We start from the raw sequence: 18,613 nt of genomic DNA, 5'->3' as shown, positions 1-18,613 counted from the left end.
CCTTGGGATAGGTACTAATTCGGAATTAGCGGAGTGAAGGATGGATAAAGGCCCTTCGAAGCATATTGATACGGATCAATTGCCACCTGAGACCTCTCGGCCGGTCTCGTGCGGCGCTTTGTCGCTGCTGCGGAACCGGCCCGCGGGCGAGCTGTCGGCGACGCTGATCCTGGCCCATGGCGCCGGCGCGCCGATGGATAGCCCGTTCATGGATGACATCGCCGCGCGCCTGGCCGCGTGCGGCATCGCCGTGCTGCGATTCGAGTTCCCCTACATGGCGATGCGGCGGGAGGATGGCCGGCGGCGGCCGCCGAATCCGCAGAAGCAGTTGCTGGAGTGCTGGCGGCAGGTCTACGCGCAGGTGCGCGCCGAGGTGCCCGGCAAGCTGGCCATCGGCGGCAAGTCCATGGGAGGGCGCATGGCGAGCCTGCTGGCGGACGAACTGGGCGTCGACGCCCTGGTCTGCCTCGGCTATCCGTTCTATGCCGCTGGCAAGCCGGAGAAACCCCGTGTCGCGCATCTCGCCGAACTCAAGACGCCGACCCTGATCATCCAGGGCGAACGCGATGCGCTGGGCGACCGCCCCACGGTCAAGGGCTACGCGCTGTCGCCGGCCATCCAGCTGCATTGGCTGGCGGCCGCCGACCATGATCTCAAGCCGCTCAAGTCCTCCGGGCTGACCCACGCGCAGCATCTGGACAGTGCCGCCGCGAGGATCGCGGCGTTTCTCGCTCCATAACCGCGCCTTAAGGCAAGCCTTCCTATCCTCGCCGCGCCGGTCCCCGAGACCGGCGCCCCGATTCCAGAGGACAGGCCGAAGGCTGCCATGACCCCCGATTACGCTGAACGCATTGCCACCCCAACCACCCGATTCACCTCCGGCGCCGCGCACAGCCTGTTGCTGACGGGCGCCACCGGCTTCCTCGGCGGCGCGGTCGCCGCCAACCTGATCGCCGAGGGACATACCTCGGCCTTGCTGTTCCTCGTACGTGCCGAGTCGCCCACCCAGGGGCTGGAGCGCCTGCGTGACAACCTGCGCCTGCACTGCGTGCCGGAGTGCGACCTGGACGTCCTGCTGGAAAGCCAGATCCTGTGTGGCGACCTGCTCGATACCGCCTGGATGCAAGGCGAGCGCGCACGCCTTATGCGCGTGGAGCAGGTGATCAACTGCGCAGCTGTCGCCTCGTTCTCGAAGAACCCGAGCATCTGGCCAGTGAACGTCGAAGGCACCTTCGCCTTCGCCCGCCTGCTCAGCCAGTCGCGCAACCTCAAGCGCTTCCTGCATGTCGGTACGGCCATGTGCTGCGGGCCGCAGCGCGAGTCGCCGGTGCGCGAGTCCTGGGATTTCCCGGACAGCGAAGAGCAACTGGTGGACTACACCGCCTCCAAGGCCGAGATCGAGCGGCGCATGCGCGAAGAGTTGCCGAACCTGCCGCTGGTGGTGGCACGCCCCTCCATCGTGGTCGGCCATCGTGAGCTGGGTTGCCGCGCCTCGGGCAGCATCTTCTGGGTATTCCGCATGGGCTTCGCCCTGGAGAGCTTTACCTGCGGACTGGACGAGCAGATCGATGTGATTCCGGTGGACTACTGCGCCGAGGCGCTGGTCGCCCTGGCACTCAAGCCCACCCTGAACCACGGCCTCTACCACATCTCCGCCGGCCATGGTTCGGCCTGCACCTTTGGCGAGATCGACCAGGCCTACGCCGATGCCCGCGGCGAAGCGCCGGTGGGCAAGCGTTACCGCAAGGTCAGCTCGGATGACCTGCGCGAACTGGCGGGCAGCTTCGAAAGCCGCATCGGCAAGGCCAACCCGCGGCTGGTGCTGCGCGCGCTGCGTCTGTATAGCGGCTTTGCCGACCTCAACTACCTGTTCGACAACCAGCGCCTGCTCGACGAAGGCATCGCCGCGCCGCCACGCTTCACCGATTACGTGGACGTCTGCGTGCACTCATCGCGGGATGTGAGCATCCCGGCTCAGATGCAGTGGGACTTCAAGTAATCGCACGGCGCTCCCTGTGGGAGCGGGCGATGCCTGCGATCGCGTGCATGGTGTGCCCCTAGAGGGCCGTAGGGCGAATAACCCGGGACGGGTTATCCGCCGTTTCAGGTCACGGCGGATAACGCTGGCGCGTTATGCGCCCTACGCGTTGCCTGGCCTCAGCGGTTGAACCGCTCCACCAGCGAATACTGGCGCTGCGCGGTCTGCGTCAGCTCTTCGCTGAGTAGCGCGGTGCGCTGGGCTTCGCCGGAGGTCTGGTCGGCCAGATTGGCGATGGTGCTGATGTTGCGATTGATCTCCTCGGCCACGGCGCTCTGCTCTTCCGCGGCGGCGGCGATCTGGGTGGTCATCTCGGTGATGTTGGCCACCGCGTCGCTGATGCCCACCAGGGCGTTGTCCGCCTGCAGTACCCGGTCCACGCCCTCGTCGGCCTGACGGCGGCCGGACTCCATGGCGCGCACGGCTTCGGTAGCGGTGTTCTGCAGGTTGGCGATCAACTGGTGAATCTGCCCGGTGGACTCGGCGGTGCGCTGGGCCAGCGAGCGGACTTCATCGGCCACCACGGCGAAGCCGCGGCCCATCTCGCCGGCGCGCGCCGCTTCGATGGCGGCGTTGAGCGCCAACAGGTTGGTCTGGTCGGCGATGCCCTTGATCACGTCGACCACGCCGCCGATCTGCTCGCTGTCGCGAGCCAGCTGACTGACCGCTTCGCCGGTCTCGCCAACGGAGCTGGACAGTCGCTGCATGGCCTCGCGCGTCTCGGCGGCGATTTGCCGGCCCTCGGTGGTCAGCTCGTTGGCCTGGCGGGTGGCGTCGGCGGTGCGCTGCACGTTGTCGGCCACTTCCTGGGTGGTGGCGGCCATCTGGTTGACGGCGGTGGCGACCTGCTCGGTCTCCTGGCGTTGGCGATCCAGGCCGGCGGAGCTGTGGTGCGCCAGGGAGTCGGCTTCACGGGCCTGGCCGGTGAGCGTTTCGGCGGTGTCCTGCAGGCGCGTCAGGCAGGTCTTCAACCGTGCTTCCTGGCTGAGAATCGACATTTCCAGGCGTGCCTGGGCGCCACGGCTGTCGGTGTACATCTGCGCGATCAGCGGGTCGGAGGTGGTTTGCTCGGCCAGGCGCAACAGGCGCTTGAGCCCGCGTTGCTGCCAGCTCAGGCCGGCAAGGCCGAGCGGGATGGAAAGCAGGGCGGCCAGCAGGAAGCCCCAATGGGAATTCAGCCAGGCGCCGATCAGGAAGGCGATCTGGCCGGTCAGGATGAACGGCAGCCAGTCCAGCAGCACCGGCAGCCAGCGATCACGGGCGGGGATGGCGGGCTTGCCGGCGTTGATCCGCGTGTACAGTGCTTCCGCACGACGAACCTGCTCGGCGCTGGGCTTCACCCGTACCGACTCGTAGCCGACGATTTCGTTGCGCTCGTAGATGGGCGTGACGTAGGCGCTGACCCAGTAGTGGTCGCCGTTCTTGCTGCGATTCTTGACGATGCCCATCCACGGGCGGCCCTTCTTCAGCGTCGTCCACATATGTGCGAACACGGCGGGTGGAACGTCCGGGTGGCGCACCAGGTTGTGCGGCGCACCGATCAGTTCGTCACGGGAGAAACCGCTGATCGCGGTGAAGGCGTCGTTGGCGTAGGTGATCACGCCTCGGGCGTCCGTGGTGGAGATCAGTCTCTGTTCGGCGGGGAAGGTGCGTTCACGCTGGGTGATCGGCTGGTTGTTGCGCATCAGGCTGGTATCTCGGGAATAGGCAAAATGGTACGGCTGTCCAGCGTATCGGCCGCTGGACCGATAATTTGATGGCCGTCACATAAAAAAGTCAGAAGAGTGGCGTCAGGTGGCTGACGATAGCCTATTGCCATTGGTCACGGAAATGAAACCAAAGAAGGAAAGCGGCGGCCCGTTGCAGGCCGCCGTCCCTTTTGCTGGATCAGTCAGATCAGGCTGCGCAACACGTAGTGCAGGATGCCGCCGGCCTTGAAGTATTCGACTTCATTCTGCGTATCGATACGGCAGAGCACCTCGAAGCTGTCCTGGCTGCCGTCCTCGCGTTTCACCGAGACCTTGAGGTTCATGTGTGGCTTCAGCTCGCCGGACAGGCCGCTGATGCTCAGCACCTCCTTGCCGGTCAGCTTCAGCGCCTTGCGGTCCTGGCCCTCCTTGAACTGCAGCGGCAGCACGCCCATGCCCACCAGGTTGGAGCGGTGGATGCGCTCGAAGCTTTCGGCGATCACCGCTTTCACACCCAGCAGGTTGGTACCCTTGGCCGCCCAGTCGCGGGAGGAGCCGGTGCCGTATTCCTTGCCGGCGATGATCACCAGCGGCGTGCCGTCCTGCTGGTAGCGCATGGCGGCGTCATAGATCGCCAGCTTGTCGCCGGTGGGGACGTAGAGGGTATTGCCGCCTTCCTCGCCACCGAGCATCTCGTTCTTGATGCGGATGTTGGCGAAGGTGCCGCGCATCATCACCTCATGGTTCCCACGGCGGGAGCCGTAGGAGTTGAAGTCGGCGTAGGCCACGCCGTGCTCGCTGAGGTAGCGGCCGGCGGGGCTGTCCTTCTTGATGTTGCCGGCGGGGGAGATGTGGTCGGTGGTCACCGAGTCGCCCAGCACTGCGAGGACGCGCGCACCCTGGATGTCCTCGACCTTCGGCGGCGCCTCGGCGATGTGCTCGAAGAACGGTGGATGCTGGATATAGGTGGAATCGTCCTGCCAGGTGTAGGTCTTGGCATCCGGCACCTGGATGGCGCGCCATTTCTCGTCGCCCTGGAAGACTTCGGCGTACTCCTTGTGGAACATCGCCGTGTCCACTTTCCGTACGGCGTCGGCAATTTCCTGCTGAGTCGGCCAAATGTCCTTCAGATAGACCGGCTGGCCGTCCTTGCCGGTGCCCAGCGGGTCCTTGGTCAGGTCGGTGCGCACGGTGCCGGCGAGGGCGTAGGCGACCACCAGCGGTGGTGAGGCAAGCCAGTTGGTTTTCACCAGCGGGTGCACGCGACCTTCGAAATTGCGGTTGCCGGAAAGCACCGAGGCGACGGTCAGGTCGGCCTGCTGCACCGCTTTCTCGATGGGCTCCAGCAACGGCCCCGAGTTGCCGATGCAGGTGGTGCAGCCGTAACCCACCAGATCGAAGCCCAGTTCGTCCAGGTAGCGGGTCAGGCCGGCGGCGTGGAAGTAGTCGGTGACCACCTTGGAACCAGGTGCGAGCGAGCTCTTCACCCAGGGCTTGCGCTGCAAACCTTTCTCCAGCGCCTTCTTCGCCAGCAGGCCGGCGGCCATCATCACGCTGGGGTTGGAGGTATTGGTGCAGGAGGTGATGGCGGCGATCACCACGGCGCCGTTCTTCAGCCGGTGGGTCTGGCCGTCGTGCTGGTAGTCCGCCTCGCCGGTGGCGGCCGACGCCCCGACAGCGGCGCCACCGCCGCCTTCATTGAGCAGGCGGCCCTCTTCGCTGGGCACGGGTTTGATCTGCAGGCCGAGGAAATCGTCGAAGGCCTGGCTGACATGGCCGAGGGCAACGCGGTCCTGCGGGCGCTTCGGTCCGGCCAGGCTGGCTTCGACCTCACCCATGTCCAGTTGCAGGGAATCGGTGAACACCGGCTCGTGGCCTTTTTCGCGCCACAGACCCTGGGCCTTGGAATAGGCCTCCACCAGTTTCACGGCGTCGTCCGGACGGCCAGACAGGCGCAGGTAGCCGAGAGTGATCTCGTCCACCGGGAAGAAGCCGCAGGTGGCGCCGTATTCCGGGGCCATGTTGGCAATCGTTGCGCGGTCGGCCAGGGGCAGGTCGGCCAGGCCGTCGCCATAGAACTCGACGAATTTCCCGACGACGCCTTTCTTGCGCAGCATCTGGGTGACGGTCAGCACCAGGTCGGTGGCGGTGATGCCTTCCTTCAGCTTGCCGGTGAGCTTGAAGCCGATCACCTCGGGAATCAGCATCGACACCGGCTGGCCGAGCATCGCCGCTTCCGCCTCGATGCCGCCCACGCCCCAGCCGAGCACGCCGAGGCCGTTGATCATGGTGGTATGGGAGTCGGTGCCGACCAGGGTGTCGGGGAAGGCGTAGGTGCGGCCGTCCTCATCCTTGGTCCACACCGTACGCCCCAGATACTCCAGGTTGACCTGGTGGCAGATGCCGGTGCCCGGCGGCACCACGCGGAAGTTGTCGAAGGCGTTCTGCCCCCAGCGCAGGAAGGCGTAGCGCTCGCCGTTGCGCTCCATCTCGATCTCGACGTTCTGCGCGAAGGCCGATTGGCTGGCGAACTTGTCGACCATCACCGAGTGGTCGATGACCAGGTCGACCGGGGACAGCGGGTTGATCTTCTGCGGATCGCCGCCGGCCTTGGCCATGGCATCGCGCATGGCGGCCAGGTCGACCACCGCCGGCACGCCGGTGAAGTCCTGCATCAGCACGCGGGCGGGGCGGTACTGGATCTCGCGCTCGGAGCTGCGGGTTTTCAGCCAGCCGGCCAGGGCTTTCAGGTCGTCGCCGGTGACGGTGTTGTCGTCTTCCCAGCGCAACAGGTTTTCCAACAGGACTTTCAGGGACATGGGCAGCTTGCCCAGGTCTCCGAGACTCTTCGCCGCTTCAGGCAGGCTGTAATAGTGATAGGTCTTGCCGGCGACCTCCAGGGTGCGCAGGCTGTTCAGGCTATCCACTGCGGGCATGACATTCTCCTCAGGCTTGGATTCTGCTCGTGATCGTCAGGCACGGTTGATGCTCAGGTGCGCTAGCGATACTTGGCGAAAAAGCGTGCAATCGAGCTGATCCATCGCAGATAAAGCACGATTGGCGACAAACTTCGCCATGCAGGGCAATCATCGGGCAGTCTTCCGGCGCGGTGCGCCGGAACACTCAAGCTAGACCTCCCGATGGGGTCTTGCCATCTGTTCTGGACCGCTCGCTCTACAAGCTGGTTCAGATCAGATGACTCCGACCATGGGATGATTCCTGCGAATCTGCATGAAACCTTCGCGGGCAGCCTCTATAGTGCGCGGCCGAGGAGACACCCCGATGAATACCCTGTTACTGCATTGCCGCCCGGGCTTCGAGAACGAGGTCTGCGCCGAGCTGTCCGAGCACGCCGCGCGCCTGGACGTCGCTGGTTATGCACGGGCCAAACCGGCGACCGCCTACGCCGAATTCATCTGCATGGAAGCCGACGGCGCCGAGCGCCTGATGCGCCAGCTGCGTTTCTCCGAGCTGATCTTCCCCCGCCAGTGGGCGCGCGGCGCGGGCTTTACCGCACTGCCGGAACAGGATCGCATCGGCGCGATCCTCGAGGCCCTGGCCGCTTTCCCGCAATGTGGCAGCCTCTGGCTGGAAGTCTTCGATACCAATGACGGCAAGGAGCTCTCGACCTTCTGCCGCAAGTTCGAAAAACCCCTGCGCGCCGCGCTGGTGAAGGCCGGCAAACTGGTGGAAGACCCCAGCCTGCCGCGCCTGCTGCTGACCTTCCGCTCTGGCCGCGAGGCTTTCATCGGCCTGGCCGAGGCGCGCAACTGCGCGATGTGGCCGATGGGTATCCCGCGCCTGAAGTTCCCTCGCGAGGCGCCGAGCCGCTCGACGCTCAAGCTGGAAGAGGCCTGGCACCACTTCATCCCCCGCACCGACTGGGACCGCCGCCTGGCCCCGGACATGCTTGCCGTGGACCTGGGCGCGTCCCCCGGCGGCTGGACCTGGCAACTGGTCAACCGCGAGATGCGCGTGGTCGCCGTGGACAACGGGCCGATGGCGGAAGACCTCATGTACTCCGGGCTGGTGGAGCACCAGCGCGTCGACGGCTATGCCTTCCGCCCGCGCCAGCGCATGGACTGGATGGTCTGCGACATCGTCGAGAAGCCCGCGCGCACCGGCGCCATGATGGAAACCTGGATCGGCGAGGGCCTGTGCCGCGAGGCCATCGTCAACCTCAAGCTGCCGATGAAACAGCGCTACGCCGAGGTGCGGCGCATCCTCGACCGCTTGCACGAGTCCTTCCGCGAGCGCGGGTTGAAAGTGCAGGTGGGCTGCAAGCAGCTGTACCACGACCGCGAGGAAGTGACCTGCCACCTGCGCCGCATCGAGAAGGGCGAGCGCTAGCGACTCGGAAAGGTTCCGCAGCGCCACCCGACCTTTGGTGGCTTGTCGCGCCGCCTGGCATTGCCCATGCTAGGCGCGCGAGATCCTCCGGAGACCTTCGTGAAGCGAAAGTTGCCCTCACTATTGGGCAGTTACAGCCGCATGCTGCTGCCGCGCCGTGGCCTTGGCCGCGATGAGCGCGTGCCCTACCTGGCGATGGACAGCCGCACCCTGCGATTCGACCTGCGCCACCTGCGCGCCTACCGCGAGCACTTCGGGCTGGACCCGGCGCTGGGCGTGCCGCTGCTCTATCCGCAGGTGATCAGCCTGCCGCTGCACCTGCGCCTGCTCAGCCGGTCGCGCATGCCGCTGTCGGTCGTGGGCCTGATCCACCTGCGCAGCCACATCCAGCGTTACCGCATGCTCGACGAGCACGAACCACTGCAGTTCGACTGCCGCATCCTCACCAGCCGGCGCAGCGAACTGGGGCTGGAAGTGGATGTGGTCACCGAAGCCTGGCACCACGACATGCTTTATTGGCAGTCGATCACCACCTACCTGCGCCGTGGCGATTTCCTCGATGATGGACGCGAGCCCGACCCGCTGCCGGAGCGCGCCCAGTGGCACACCCTGGAAGCGCCGGTCCACTCCGGCGTGCAATGGCGCGTGCCGAAGATCGTCGGCTGGCGTTACGCGGGGTTGAGCGGGGACTTCAACCCTCTGCACCTATCGCGGCTGATGGCCTCGCACTATGGCTTCGGCAAGCCCTTCGCCCACGGCATGTGGGGCCTGGCGCGCAGCCTGACTGGCCGCCGGCTGGCGGAGAACGTGCGCCTGGATGCGCACTTCAAGGCGCCGTTGCCGCTGGGCAGCCAGGTGAAGCAAAGCTATCGCAGGCTGGGCAAGAAGGAGCAGTGGGCGCTGTTGCCGGTGGGCGGCGATAGCCAGCCGATGCTGCTGGCGCAGCTGGACGAGGCGCCGGACGGGCCGTTGCGCTGACATCAGGTGTTGGCGCAGATTTTGTTCGCGAGCTTGCTCGCGAACTGCCGTTTCCGACGATCGTCGCTGTACCCTGAACGAGTGTCCTGTAGGCGCGACCGTGGGCAGGGTCCGCTACCGCCCCCGAGAGTTACGTGCTCGGGTCAGCCCTCACCCTAACCCTCTCCCAGGGGGAGAGGGGACCGATCGGTGGAGGGTGAGATCGTGATGTCAGCCGGGACGATGCGCCTTCTCCCAGGGGGAGAGGGGACCGTTCGGTGGAGGGTGAGATTGTGATGTCAGCCGGGCCGATGCGCCTCTTCCCTGAGGGAGATGGACCGTTCGGTGGAGGGTGAGATTGCGATGTCAGCCGGGCCGATGCGCCCCTTCCCTGAGGGAGATGGACCGTTTGGTGGAGGGTGAGATTGCGATGTCAGCCGGGCCGATGCGCCCCCTCCCTGAGGGAGAGAGGACCGTTCGGTGGAAAGTGAAACCGCGATGTCAGCCGGCACGATCTGCCCCCTCTCCCTGAGGGAGAGGGTTGGGGTGAGGGGGAGAGCCCAGACACGGATTCATCCGGGAAGAGGCAATAGCTCCTACTGGGAGCCGGCCACACGCGGCTGCAGCGGTACGACGCTCGGCAACTGCACCTCGCCCCGCAACTCCACCGGCGTAATCCGCCAGGAACTGTTGAACAGGTACTGGTCGCTAAAACCGCTCACCAGCAAGCCGATCTCATCCCCTGGCGCGAGGCTGGCGCTGACGGCGTTCAAGCGCGTGCTCCCCTGGTTTGCCAACGGTTTCACCTGTTCGTCCAGCCGCCGTGTGCGGCCATCGGCGCTGCGGATCGCCAACGCCGCGAAAACCTGTGCGTCCGGGCGTTCCGTCAGCGGTTGACTCAGGCGTACTTCAGCGCTGCCGAGCAAGGCGCTGGTTTCGCTCACTCGCTGCAAGGGAATGAATCGCGAAGGCTGCACCAGGCCGCTCACCGCCGGGCGGATTGCTGTGGCCGGCAACGCCACGGTCACGCCGGGCGGCGGTAGGTTGTCCAGCGCCACGCCCTGGTCGAGATCGAGGCTGATGCACAGATCCGGCACGCTGTCGGCGGCGCCGGGGCGCTTGCGCAGTTTTTCCTCGTACCACGCCACGATGCCGGTGTAGAGATTGATCGCCCGCGAGCCACAGTGGATCACCGGCTCGTTGTTGAACGGCGGCAGCCCGCTCCAGGCCTGGATGGGCGGCGGCAGGATGTGCCCGCCCTGCATGCCGAGCAGCCGAACGTCCGCCGGGCCCTGTTTCAGGCACTGGCGGATCTGCAGGCCCTGGTCCAGCGGGAACAGGGTGTCACGCAGGCCCTGGATCAGCAGGGCGTCGGCGTGGGGCAGGCGGCCCGCCGCGCAGTAGCTGGCGAGACTGTTGGCGTGCAGCTCGGCCTGCACTGGCGCCGCCATGCGCCCGCCGGTAGTGTGCAGGTAGTCGGACTGAACGAACTTGCCCAGGTCGTAGCCCGTGGCGAGCCCCAGGCTCACCAGCACGCCGCCCCAGCCAATCTTCAACTGGCCATCCGGCGCCAGGGCGTCGGCCAGGTCGTACCAGGTGGCGATGGGCACGATAGCGTCGATGCGCGGGTCTTCCGCCGAGGCCAATAGCTGCACGGCGCCACCGTAGCTTTCGCCGAGCATGCCGACGCGCGGGTCGTTCGGGCCGTCCATCGTCAGGCGTGGCAGGTGCGTGGCGGCCCAGTCGATCACCGCGCTGGCGTCCTGCACCTCGAACTGCGGGTTCATCATCTCGATGCGCCCGTCGCTGCCGCCCCAGCCACGCTGGTCGTAGCTGACCACCCAGAAGCCGGCCTTCCAGGCGCGCAATGCGGCGCGGCCGGACATCATGTTCTTGCCGTAGTAGCCATCCGGGCCGGTCACCCGCCAGCCGCCCCAGCCGTGGGTGTGGACGATCACCGGAGCGGTTTCGCCGGCCTTCAGCGCGGGCTGGAAGACCGTGGCGGAGAGCTTGGTGCCGTCGCGCGCGACGATGACCGCCTCAAACCAGGTGGCCGGCAGGTCCTTGCCCTGGCTGGCGCTGAAGTCCGGAACTTGGTCACGCGCGGCGCAGCCGGCGAGCAGTGCGAGGCACAGGCAGAGGAGGGCGCGCATGGTCATTCCATTGGGGGCGAATGCGCCAGCATGCCCGGCGTTGTCACGACTCACCCCCAACCAAGGTTCGGTGACCCGGACGGACGCGAGGTGACCGATCGGTGCGCTTTGCGCGACAATGCGCCATTGGATTTTCTGGAGTGACGTGATGTCCCAGCCTGTCGATGCGATTCTCGACGCCACCGGCCTGAACTGCCCCGAGCCGGTCATGATGCTGCACAACAAGGTGCGCGACCTGCCAGCCGGCGGGCTGCTCAAGGTGATTGCCACCGACCCTTCCACCCGCCGCGACATCCCCAAGTTCTGCGTCTTCCTCGGCTACGAGCTGGTGGAGCAGCAGGAAGAGGCGGGAACCTACCTGTACTGGATTCGCAAGAAGGCGGAGTGATCGTCCTGCCGATATCCGAATGCGCGTAGGAGCGGACCCTGTCCGCGATGTCCTTACGCCGCGCGGTTGTTGCAGGAGTGGACCTGAAGGCGATCGCGGACGGAGTCCGCTCCTACCCAAATGGGGCCTCCTCTGCGATGCAGGCCCTCACCCCAGCCCTCTCCCAGAGGGAGAGGGGGTAGTCCGTGCCGGCGGAGACAATTGTCCACGCCTGATGCCATACAGTCCCCTCTCCCCTGGGAGAGGGTCAGGGTGAGGGTAACAAGTCGCGCCGAGGCTTCCGATCAGCTCCCTACCGGCCGCGTCGCGATGCGCTGGGCAACCATCCGCCCAACCAGCGCGACGAAGGTCAGCGCGATCAGCACCACCGAAATGGCCGCCACGGCCGGGTCGATGTTGTCGCGCAGGCCGGACCAGATCTGCCGGGGCAGGGTATTCACCTCGGTACTGGTAACGAACAGCGTCACCGCGATCTCCTCCCAGCTCAGCGCAAAGCACAGCAGCGCCGTACTCGCCACGCCCAGCTTGAGGTTCGGCAGCACCACCATGAAGGTGGTCTGGCCCAGGCTCGCGCCGAGGTTGCGCGCCGCCAGCTCGATGCGCCGGTCCAGCTGGCTGAGCGCCACCAGCATGGTCACCACACCGTAGGGCACCACCATCACGATGTGCGCGATGGTCAGCCCGAACAGGGTGTCGTAGCCCAGGCCGGGGGCGAACTGGCTGACCTTGGTTTCCATGAAGTACAGGACCATCGCCGAGATCATCGGCGGGATCGCCATGGGCAGCAGCACCAGGCCGATCAGCAGGGTCGCCAGGCGCGAGCGCAGGTACCAGATGCCGAGGCTGAAGCTCACCGCCAGCGCGGTCGCAATGATGCAGGTGGCGGTGGCGACGATCAGGCTCTGGCTGATCGCCGAGAGCCATTCCGGGCTGTCCAGTAGCGCGTGGTAGTGCCGCAGCGACCAGTTGCCGTTGGGCATCGACAGGAAGCGCTTGCTGGTAAAGGACACCGGGATCACCGCCAGCAGCGGGAAGATCATGAAGATCATCGCCATGGTCGCCAGCAGGCGGCTGGGGGCTTTGGTTTCGTGTGCGTTCATTCTTGAATCCTCAGCCGACCAGCTTGTCGACGCGGGTCATGCGCAGCAGCGCCCAGATCATCCCGCTCACCAGCGCCAGCAGCACTACCGAGAGCGCCGCGCCCAGGCCCCAGTTGCTGGTCTGGAACATCTGCAGGTAGACGTACTCGGCCACCATCACCGTCTGCCCGCCGCCGAGGATCGCCGGGGTGATGAAGAAGCCCAGGCAGAACACGAAGACGATGATGAAGGCGCCGAGGATGCCGGGAATGGTCTGCGGCACGAAGATGCTCCAGAAGGTGCGCATCTGCCCGGCACCCAGGCCGCGCGCTGCGAGCAGCACGCGCGGGTCGAGGCGGCGCATGGTCGACACCAGCGGGAACAGCGCGAAGGGCACCATGAAGTGGACCATGCCGATCACCACGCCCAGTTCGTTGCGCGTGAGCTGCAAGGGTTCGTTGGTGATGCCCAGGTACTGCAGCCAGTCGTTGAGCAGACCGTTGCTGCGCAGGGCGATCAGCCAGCCGAAGGCACGCACCAGCACCGACAGCCAGAACGGGATGAACACGCAGATTTCCACCACGCGCTGCCAGAACGGCGGGCTGTAGACCCAGCAGTAGGCCATCAGGTAGGCGATCACCAGGGAGATCACGCTGACCGTGGTGCACAGGCGGAAGGTCCGCCAGAGCACGTCGTGGATCGCCGGGTCCGTCATGATCCGCTGGTACTGCTCGATCCCCGGCTCCGGCAGCGTCACGCTCCAGCCGAGCACGCCGAGGAAGGGCAGTACGTAGAACACGAACAGGACGAGCGGCAGCGGCAGCAGCAGGGCGCCCAGCTTCAGCCGCGAGGGGGCGTTATCGGCCATGACCTGCGCTCCGTGTCACTTGGAAATGTGGGTCAGGTACTGCTCCAGGGTCGCCGCGTAGTGGTCGGTGTACCACTCGTGGCTGAGCATGATCTGCTTGGGCAGGTTTGCCGGGTCGGTGCAGTTGAGGTGCTTGCGGTCCTCGGGAATCAGCGCGGCGGCGGCGGGGTTGGCCGGGCCGTTGCCGAACATCTTGAACAGCTCGACCTGGGATTGCGGGTCCTGGGCGTAGGCGATGAATTTCATCGCGGCCTCGGTGCCGGCCGGGTTGCCCTTGAGCACGCCCCAGTTGCTGCAGCCCAGCAGCGCGTTGTCGAAGGTCCACTTGATACGGTCTTCGCTGTCCTCGGTGATCACCTGGGCGCGGGTGTTCCAGATCGCGCCCATGGAGACCTCGCCCTCGATCAGCAACTGCTGGGTTTCCGCGCCCGAGCCCCAGAAGGCCAGTACGTGGGGCTTGAGCTCCTCGATCTTCTTCATGGCGCGCGGCACGTCCAGCGGGTAGAGCTTGTCCGGAGCCACGCCATCGGCCAGCAGCGCGGCCTCCAGCATGCCGTTCATCCACTTGTAGAGGGTGCGCTTGCCGGGGAAGGTCTTCACGTCCCAGAAGTCCGCCCAGGTCTTCGGTGCCTTGTCGCCGAAACGCTCGCTGTCATAGGCGATCACGTAGCTGAGCATGTAGTCGGCGATGCCGTATTCGTAGGCGAAGCCCGGCAGCACCTTGTCCTTGGACACGACGTTGTAGTCGATCGGCTGCACCAGGCCTTCCTTGCCGAGGTTCTGCAGGATCGAGCTTTCCGCGTCGACCACGTCCCAGCTCACCCGGCCGCTGGACAGCTGGGTGCGGATGGCGCCCTCGGTGGGGCCGCTGCCGTCGATCTTGGTCGGGATGCCGGTGGCCTTGGAGAAGCCCTCGGTCCAGGCCTTGCCGAACGCCTTGATCGCGTCGCCGCCCCAGTTCACCACCACCAGCGGCTTGTCGCCGGCGGCGAAGCTCACGCCGCTGCGCAGGGCCAGCGGCAGGGCGGCCATCAGGCCCATGCCCTTGAGGAAGGTACGGCGGTCGATCTGGCCGCGACGGGTCTTTTCGATAAGGACTTCGATGCAGTCTTGCTGGTGCGGATTGAACTCTTTCGGATTGAACATGGGGGCAGCTCCCGATCAGGTGGGATGGCGAAAAGGGGACTAACGCGTTCGGCGGCTCAGGCCAGCAGCAGGCTTTTCTCGATGGGCCAGCTCAGCCAGACCTTCGAGCCGTGCTCCAGGCGCGAGGCCTGGTGGTCGGCGTGTACGGCCAGGCTCATGGGCAACTTGCCTTCGGCGCCGGCACCCAGGCACAGCTCGGTGCTGGCGCCCTGGTAGGTCTTGGCGGTCAGCACGGCCTGCACCACGTTGTGGCCGTTCACCTGCGGCGGTGCGCTGTGCAGCTGCATGTGCTCGGGGCGTACCGCCAGCAGCGGAGCGTCGGCCTGCAGGGCGGGGGAGTAGCTGGCGCGCAGTTCGGCCTCGCCGAAGCGTCCGCAGGCCAGCTCGCCGGCGCGGCCCACCTGGCTGAGCGGGAAGAGGTTCATCTTGCCGAGGAATTCAGCGACGAAGCGGTTGTTCGGCTGGTTGTAGATGACTTCCGGCGCATCGACCTGGGCCAGTTGGCCACGGTTGAAGATGGCGATGCGGGTGGACAGGGCAAGCGCTTCGTTCTGGTCGTGGGTGACGAAGACGAAGGTGGTGCCGACCTGGCGGTGGATGCGCTGCAGTTCGGCCTGCAGTTGCTCGCGCAGGTTCTTGTCGAGGGCGGAGAGCGGTTCGTCGAGCAGCAGCATGTCCGGCTCGAAGACCAGGGCGCGGGCGATGGCCACACGTTGCTGCTGGCCGCCGGAAAGCTCGCCCGGACGCTTGCCCAGGTGCTCGCCGAGGCCGACCACGTCGAGCATGTGGCGTACGCGACGGTTGCGTTCCTCGGCCTTCACGCCACGGATCTTCAGCGGGAAGGCGACGTTGTCCTCGATGCTCATGTGCGGGAACAGGGCGTAGCCCTGGAACACCATGCCGAAGTTGCGTTTCTCGGCGGGGCGCTTGGTGATGTCGGCGCCGCCTTCCTCCAGACGACCGCGGGACGGGTCCTGGAAGCCGGCGAGGATCATCAGGAAGGTGGTCTTGCCGGAGCCCGACGGGCCGAGGAGAGTGAGGAACTCACCCTGCTGGACGTCGATGTTCACGCCATCCAGCGCGTTGAAACTTCCGTAGCTCTTGCCGATGCCGATGGCACGGAGTTGGGGCTGTCGCTCCACTGCACTTACCTCGATTTCTTGTTCTTGTTCGAGCAGCCGCCGGGTGAGGATCGGGTAAAGATCAGCGGCCTTTTTTTAATGCAGTATTGTCAAATCTCTCTCCGCTTCAATCGCGTTTTTTTGCCCTCATTGTTCGAAATCACTCACCAATCAGCGCATGGCGCGCATTCTGGCGGAACTGTTCGGACATCCGTAGCTCGGCCTTCATCCAGGCCTTGAAGGCCCGTACGTCGGGGCGCTCGGACTTGGCCGGGTCGGTGACGAAGTAGTAGCGATTGGGCGGCTCGATGGCGACGTTGAACAGGCGCACCAGTTGCCCCTTGGCCATGGCGTCGCCGCTGACCAGCGCATCGCCCATTGCGACACCTTGCGCGGCGATGGCCGCCGACTGCACCAGGTGCGCGTCGGAGAAGACGATGCCGTTGCGCACGTTGAGGTTCTTCACCCCGGCGGCCGCGGTCCACAGCAGCCAGTCGGAGTGATCGACCATGTGCAGGAAGGGCAGGCTGGCGAGGTCTTCCGGCGAGTCGAGGCCGCCCACCGAGTTGATCAGCGACGGACTGCACACCGGGAAGGTGTCGAGGGTGGCGATCAGGTCCACGTGCAGGTCGGTCCAGTCGCCCACACCGTAGGCGATGAACAGGTCGACGTCGCGGTCGCTGACGTCGTCGGGTACCCGCGGCGAGACCAGGTTCAGCTCCACCTGCGGATGGGCGCGCTGGAACTTGCCGATCTGGTGGCACAGCCAGTAGGTGGCGAAGCCCGGCGTGCAGCTCACGCACAGGCGGCCGGAGACTTCCTCTGCATTGGCGAAGCGCCGCGCCTCGTTGAGGATCGCCAGGGCGCGCTGGGTTTCGCGGGCGAAGCACTCGCCGTGGTAGGTCAGCACGATGCCGCGGCCAACCCGTTCGGTGAGCGGGATGCCCAGGCAGTCTTCCAGGCTGTGCAACTGGTGGCTGACGGCGCTGCGGGTCAGGCTCAGCTCGCTGGCTGCGCCGGACAGACTGCCCAGACGGGCGACGGCGTCCAGCACGCGCAGGGCGGTCATCGAGGGGAAACGCATGGCTCACTCCAACGGCGAAGTGGACCCTTTATCCCTGAGCGGGGCGGTGGTGTCGAGTGCTAGCGGGTACGACGGGATACAAGGCGCGGCGGCGCTTCTGCCGCAGCGCGTACAACCGTTCGCGGTTGTACGCCCTACGTTGCTGCATCGAGTCGTCCGTGCAACGCGTAGGAGCGGACCTTGTCCGCGATCGATTTCCGGCCGCGCCGGAGTGGCCGGTTGCCCATCGCGGACAAGGTCCGCTCCTACAGGTCGAGTTCGGAGCCTGCCTATCAGCGCAGCTTTTCCATCATCTGGTAGTACCACATGCCCGCCGCCAGCATCGGGTTGCCGAACACGTCGCCCATCGGCACGCGGATGTGCTTGCACTGGGCGAAGGTGTCGAACTTCTCCAGGTCGCCGGTCATCGCCGTGGCCATGATCTCGCCCATGATGTGGGTGGTCGCCACGCCGTGGCCGGAGTAGCCCTGGCAGTACCAGACGTTCTCCGACAGCTTGCCCAGCTGTGGGATGCGGTTCATCACGATACCCATGGCGCAGCTCCACTGGAACTCGATGTCCACGCCCTTGAGCGCCGGGAAGGTGCGCTCGATGCACGGGCGCAGTTCGCCGGCGATGTCGCGCGAGTCGCGGCCCGAGTAGTTGGCGCCGCCGCCGAACAGCAGGCGGCCGTCGCCGGTCATGCGGTAGTAATCGAGCACGAAGCGGCAGTCGTAGACGGCCAGGTCCTGCGGGTTGATGCGCTTGGCCAGCTCCCCCAGCGGCTTGGTGGTGACGATGCCGCCCATGGCCGGGAAGATCATGCCCTTGAGCTGCTTGCGCTCCAGCTTGTGGTAGACGTCGCCGGCCAGCATCACCTGCGCGGCATTGATCCGTCCGCTGGATGTGACCACCGCCGGGCGCGGGCCGTGGATGATGTCCAGCACCTCGGAGTGCTCGAAGATCAGCGTGCCCAGGCTGGCGGCGGCCTTGGCTTCGCCGATGCACAGGTTGAGCGGGTGCAGGTGCATGTTGCGGGTGTTCTTGATCGCGCCGCAGTACAGGTCACTTTCCAGGTGCGCGCGCACGCCGGCGCCGTCCAGCAGGCTGATCTCGTCGCCCATGCCGCGGCGCTTGGCGTCATCGAAGGTGGCCTTCAGTTCGTCCATGTGCGACTGCTTCATCGCCGCGTGCAGGTGGCCGAACTTCAGGTCGCACTGGATGCCGTATTTCTCCACGCGGCTCTTGATGATCTCGTGGCCGCGCCAGCGCAGGTGCCAGATGAAGTCGTCGACGTCGTCGCCGAGCCACTGGCGCATCTGCTTCTCCATCGCGGAGTCGCCGGAGAGGCTGCCGGTGACCTGCCCGCCGTTGCGCCCGCTGGCGCCCCAGCCGACCTTGTTGGTCTCGACGATGGCGACCTTGTAGCCGCGCTCGGCCAATTCCACGGCGGTGGCGACGCCGGTGAAGCCGCCGCCGATGATGGCGATGTCGACGTTCACCTCGCCTTGCAGCGTGGGGTAGTTGGTCTCTTCGTTGAGGCTCGCGGAGTAATAGGACTTCGCGCGCTCGGGGGCGGGAGTGGCGGGGTTCAGTGCAGCGTTCATTTCGGTGTTCCTGTTGTTGTTCGGTTTCCCTCTCCCCAGCCCTCTCCCTGAAGGGAGAGGGAGCTGATCGGAGCGGGCTGCAAGTTCGGTTTCAATCCGAGATTTCAGTGAGCGGCGAGCTCGTCTCGGCACAATCGGCCCCCTCTACCGCTTGC

At 65.9% G+C, this 18,613-nt stretch carries 14 protein-coding genes; 5 read left to right on the top strand and 9 right to left on the bottom strand.

Going from position 1 to position 18,613, the window contains the following annotated elements; all coding sequences use genetic code 11:
• Positions 1-118 precede the first annotated feature (118 nt).
• Both JVX91_RS22820 and cprA read left to right on the top strand, forming a co-directional pair.
• Positions 119-739 carry an alpha/beta family hydrolase gene (locus tag JVX91_RS22820; RefSeq protein ID WP_205336385.1) on the top strand — a complete coding sequence of 207 codons (621 nt, stop codon included), beginning with the start codon at positions 119-121 and terminating at the stop codon, positions 737-739.
• A gap of 87 nt (positions 740-826) precedes the next feature.
• A complete protein-coding gene (cprA, locus tag JVX91_RS22815; RefSeq protein ID WP_240201653.1) occupies positions 827-1,999 on the top strand; it encodes a cationic peptide resistance protein CprA in 1,173 nt (390 codons plus the stop codon).
• A gap of 158 nt (positions 2,000-2,157) precedes the next feature.
• On the opposite strand, the gene JVX91_RS22810 is transcribed toward cprA, so the two are convergent.
• A complete protein-coding gene (locus tag JVX91_RS22810) occupies positions 2,158-3,723 on the bottom strand; it encodes a PAS domain-containing methyl-accepting chemotaxis protein (RefSeq protein WP_205336384.1) in 1,566 nt (521 codons plus the stop codon).
• 206 nt (positions 3,724-3,929) lie between these two features.
• The gene (acnA, locus tag JVX91_RS22805) at positions 3,930-6,662 is read right to left on the bottom strand and encodes an aconitate hydratase AcnA (RefSeq protein ID WP_205336383.1); all 2,733 of its coding nucleotides are present in this window, start codon (positions 6,660-6,662) and stop codon (positions 3,930-3,932) included.
• A gap of 346 nt (positions 6,663-7,008) precedes the next feature.
• Here acnA and rlmM point away from each other — a divergent pair, with 346 nt between their 5' ends.
• Together rlmM and JVX91_RS22795 are read left to right on the top strand one after the other, a co-directional pair.
• The gene (gene rlmM / locus JVX91_RS22800; RefSeq protein ID WP_205336382.1) at positions 7,009-8,076 is read left to right on the top strand and encodes a 23S rRNA (cytidine(2498)-2'-O)-methyltransferase RlmM; all 1,068 of its coding nucleotides are present in this window, start codon (positions 7,009-7,011) and stop codon (positions 8,074-8,076) included.
• 99 nt (positions 8,077-8,175) lie between these two features.
• Positions 8,176-9,054: a MaoC family dehydratase gene (locus JVX91_RS22795; RefSeq protein ID WP_205336381.1), complete on the top strand. Its 879-nt coding sequence runs from the start codon at positions 8,176-8,178 to the stop codon at positions 9,052-9,054.
• Positions 9,055-9,629: 575 nt separating this feature from the next.
• Here JVX91_RS22795 and JVX91_RS22790 read toward each other — a convergent pair.
• Complete coding sequence (locus tag JVX91_RS22790; RefSeq protein ID WP_205336380.1) at positions 9,630-11,186, bottom strand: CocE/NonD family hydrolase; 1,557 nt, start codon at positions 11,184-11,186, stop codon at positions 9,630-9,632.
• 148 nt (positions 11,187-11,334) lie between these two features.
• Here JVX91_RS22790 and tusA point away from each other — a divergent pair, with 148 nt between their 5' ends.
• A complete protein-coding gene (gene tusA, locus JVX91_RS22785) occupies positions 11,335-11,574 on the top strand; it encodes a sulfurtransferase TusA (RefSeq protein ID WP_205336379.1) in 240 nt (79 codons plus the stop codon).
• Between the two features lie 284 nt (positions 11,575-11,858).
• Here tusA and JVX91_RS22780 read toward each other — a convergent pair whose 3' ends face one another.
• The 6 genes from JVX91_RS22780 to JVX91_RS22755 all read right to left on the bottom strand — a co-directional run bounded on the left by JVX91_RS22780 (position 11,859) and on the right by JVX91_RS22755 (position 18,458).
• On the bottom strand, positions 11,859-12,674 hold the full coding sequence (locus tag JVX91_RS22780) for an ABC transporter permease (RefSeq protein WP_205336378.1): 816 nt from the start codon (positions 12,672-12,674) through the stop codon (positions 11,859-11,861).
• A gap of 10 nt (positions 12,675-12,684) precedes the next feature.
• Positions 12,685-13,521 (bottom strand): ABC transporter permease, encoded by an 837-nt coding sequence (locus JVX91_RS22775; RefSeq protein ID WP_205336377.1) that lies wholly within the window; start codon positions 13,519-13,521, stop codon positions 12,685-12,687.
• A 15-nt stretch (positions 13,522-13,536) separates the two neighbouring features.
• A complete protein-coding gene (locus JVX91_RS22770) occupies positions 13,537-14,667 on the bottom strand; it encodes an ABC transporter substrate-binding protein (protein ID WP_205336376.1) in 1,131 nt (376 codons plus the stop codon).
• A 56-nt stretch (positions 14,668-14,723) separates the two neighbouring features.
• Positions 14,724-15,809 (bottom strand): ABC transporter ATP-binding protein, encoded by a 1,086-nt coding sequence (locus JVX91_RS22765; protein WP_169939515.1) that lies wholly within the window; start codon positions 15,807-15,809, stop codon positions 14,724-14,726.
• A 139-nt stretch (positions 15,810-15,948) separates the two neighbouring features.
• Positions 15,949-16,872, bottom strand: a complete 924-nt coding sequence (locus tag JVX91_RS22760) for a LysR substrate-binding domain-containing protein (protein WP_205336375.1) — start codon at positions 16,870-16,872, stop codon at positions 15,949-15,951.
• 272 nt (positions 16,873-17,144) lie between these two features.
• Positions 17,145-18,458 carry an FAD-binding oxidoreductase gene (locus JVX91_RS22755; RefSeq protein ID WP_205336374.1) on the bottom strand — a complete coding sequence of 438 codons (1,314 nt, stop codon included), beginning with the start codon at positions 18,456-18,458 and terminating at the stop codon, positions 17,145-17,147.
• Positions 18,459-18,613: the final 155 nt, after the last annotated feature.

The organism is Pseudomonas sp. PDNC002 (assembly GCF_016919445.1).
GTDB lineage: Bacteria > Pseudomonadota > Gammaproteobacteria > Pseudomonadales > Pseudomonadaceae > Pseudomonas.
This window is presented reverse-complemented; position numbering and strand designations above follow the sequence as displayed.

Coding starts and splice junctions, on each gene's coding strand:
- JVX91_RS22810 (WP_205336384.1), bottom strand. CDS start 3,723: ATGCGCAACAACCAGCCGATCACCCAGCGTGAACGCACCTTCCCCGCC.
- cprA (WP_240201653.1), top strand. CDS start 827: ATGACCCCCGATTACGCTGAACGCATTGCCACCCCAACCACCCGATTC.
- tusA (WP_205336379.1), top strand. CDS start 11,335: ATGTCCCAGCCTGTCGATGCGATTCTCGACGCCACCGGCCTGAACTGC.
- JVX91_RS22780 (WP_205336378.1), bottom strand. CDS start 12,674: ATGAACGCACACGAAACCAAAGCCCCCAGCCGCCTGCTGGCGACCATG.
- JVX91_RS22760 (WP_205336375.1), bottom strand. CDS start 16,872: ATGCGTTTCCCCTCGATGACCGCCCTGCGCGTGCTGGACGCCGTCGCC.
- JVX91_RS22775 (WP_205336377.1), bottom strand. CDS start 13,521: ATGGCCGATAACGCCCCCTCGCGGCTGAAGCTGGGCGCCCTGCTGCTG.
- rlmM (WP_205336382.1), top strand. CDS start 7,009: ATGAATACCCTGTTACTGCATTGCCGCCCGGGCTTCGAGAACGAGGTC.
- JVX91_RS22790 (WP_205336380.1), bottom strand. CDS start 11,186: ATGCGCGCCCTCCTCTGCCTGTGCCTCGCACTGCTCGCCGGCTGCGCC.
- JVX91_RS22755 (WP_205336374.1), bottom strand. CDS start 18,458: ATGAACGCTGCACTGAACCCCGCCACTCCCGCCCCCGAGCGCGCGAAG.
- acnA (WP_205336383.1), bottom strand. CDS start 6,662: ATGCCCGCAGTGGATAGCCTGAACAGCCTGCGCACCCTGGAGGTCGCC.
- JVX91_RS22770 (WP_205336376.1), bottom strand. CDS start 14,667: ATGTTCAATCCGAAAGAGTTCAATCCGCACCAGCAAGACTGCATCGAA.